The following is a 1,922-nucleotide window of genomic DNA, read 5'->3' on the forward strand; positions in this document are numbered from 1 at the left end:
TATCTGGCCCGAAAGCAACTCAAAAAAGATTATTACAACCGTGAATATGGGCCTTATGGATGGTGGCACTGGGATGCGACCACAGCATCTGAAACTATGGTGCTGCCTCATTTTCCAGAATCACGCAAACCTCTTTCAACTGACACACCTGCTTAAAATGGAGAAAAAATGTCCTACATGCTTTCGCTAAGCGAACAGACAAAACTGAACGCTTTCCTGTCAGGGATCCTAGATGATTACAAGACTGGGGTTATCACTCAGATACAAGCTGTTGGTAGAATCGGTAACGTGTTTTCTGCTCTGGAAAGTGGAGACTCAAAAAAGGTAGTGCATTTGTTGACTGAAGGACGAAAACTCCTGCGGACGGGCTGAATGTCCGCAGAAGTTCTTATGTGCCAGGGGATGCAGAGAAGTGTATCAACCTGGCTTCATTTATCATGATGTTTTTCTGCTACGCGGCTGTTTTGACTTTCCAGTACCTCCCCCTGCCATTGCACCAGTTAATGTATCAATGGTGCCTTTTAGGGATTCTGAGATTGTTTTCTCCGCCTCCAGGGTAGCTTCCAGCTTCATTACTTTGGCCTGGAGCGTTTTGAGTTCATTGCTTTGTTCAGCCACTTCCGCTTCATAGCCCTGGCTGACCAAAGTTACTTTATTCAGGTCGGCGCTCAGCGACTCGTTTAGTTTATGGAGTTCAGTAAGCTCGGCATTCACCGCCACCAGGTCACCCTCTTTCCCGGACAGTGCACTTTTCAGCTCAGTACAAAGGTTCTGTGCAGCAATCAATTCCTGTTCAAACCTGTCCCTCTCTGCCTTTGTATCTGACACAGTCTGACTTAACTGGTCGCATTGTCTGGAAAGACCGGCGTTATCAGAACGCTGCGTGTTGATCTCTTCGTTCAGCTTTTTTTGATATTCAAGGTGACCAGCGATCTCTGTTTTACGTTCAGCCAGTTGCTGGGAGAGTGAGTCATTTGACTGCTGTGCGAGGCTCAATTCATGCCGTGTGCTATCTAACTGGTGATGGCAGGTTTCGAGTTCTGCTTCGGCAACATTCAGCCTTGTTTCTAACTCCTTGACGGTACTGTCCCGGATCTCTAATCGACCCTGTAGTGCCTGATTCTCAAGTTTCAGCTCATCCATATCGGTAGCGCTTTGCTCAAGCCGCTGTAACAGCTGCGTTACCTCCTCCTCCAGCTGCATGCTACGTGCTTCAGCTTTTTTAACACTATCATTCTGTATTGCGGTATAGCTTCTACGGTAGTGCCAGGTGATGTACGAGATAATATCGCCGAGTGCAACCTTTACCTCATCGGGTATATCCAGGTAACGGGCCTCTTCAGGAACCTCTTTAACATACTTCTGGTACTCCGCGAACATCTCCTGTGACCTTGCAAACGAGCCGCCAACAGCGTTTCTGAGCCAGTGAACTTTGAAGCTCAGATCGATATTTTCCGGGTTAATTTCTTTCTCTTTGCACAGACGTTCGATTGCATTGAAGTAATCGATCATCGCGATAGATGAGTACCTTGAACGACCCATTTCCTTTGATTTTTCAGTGGATTCGCTGCGGATGTCATTCTGCACCTCTGGCGGGGTAGCATCGTTCAGGCTTTTTTCTTTATCATTTTCAATCATCATTTTTTTCCTGCGGCCGGAAGCTGGTTTGCAAAATATATGCTGATAAGATCGTTCAGAGCATTCAGAAGCGAGATACTGTCGATGCAAATATGAACGTTTCCATTCTCAAACAGGCGACACCGCCAGCCATTCTCATCACTGACCTCGCCTGTGAATTCTGTATTTCTCATGGCCGTCAGCCTGTCGACCATACTCAGCCCACCGCCGGTTGCAGGTGTTGGAGTATCAGAACAGATGCATACAATATTCTCAAAGTCGCGTAAACAAAAGTGATTGTCCTG

2 protein-coding genes and 1 pseudogene are annotated in these 1,922 nt (G+C 46.9%); 1 reads left to right on the forward strand and 2 read right to left on the reverse strand.

Annotated elements, in window-relative coordinates:
* Window positions 1–156: pseudogene (locus ACSIPU_RS30200) on the forward strand (DUF1173 family protein); the annotation flags it as partial.
* A 279-nt stretch (window positions 157–435) separates the two neighbouring features.
* On the opposite strand, the gene ACSIPU_RS30205 reads toward ACSIPU_RS30200, so the two are convergent.
* Both ACSIPU_RS30205 and ACSIPU_RS30210 read right to left on the reverse strand, forming a co-directional pair.
* Window positions 436–1,641 carry a hypothetical protein gene (locus ACSIPU_RS30205; protein ID WP_001572381.1) on the reverse strand — a complete coding sequence of 402 codons (1,206 nt, stop codon included), beginning with the start codon at window positions 1,639–1,641 and terminating at the stop codon, window positions 436–438.
* A partial coding sequence (locus ACSIPU_RS30210) for a DUF4942 domain-containing protein (RefSeq protein ID WP_241820680.1) occupies window positions 1,638–1,922 on the reverse strand: 285 nt, incomplete at its 5' end. The genes ACSIPU_RS30210 and ACSIPU_RS30205, both read right to left, overlap by 4 nt.

The sequence above is a fragment of the Klebsiella sp. HN106 genome (assembly GCF_051209435.1).
In the GTDB taxonomy this organism is placed as follows: Bacteria; Pseudomonadota; Gammaproteobacteria; order Enterobacterales; family Enterobacteriaceae; genus Klebsiella; species Klebsiella oxytoca.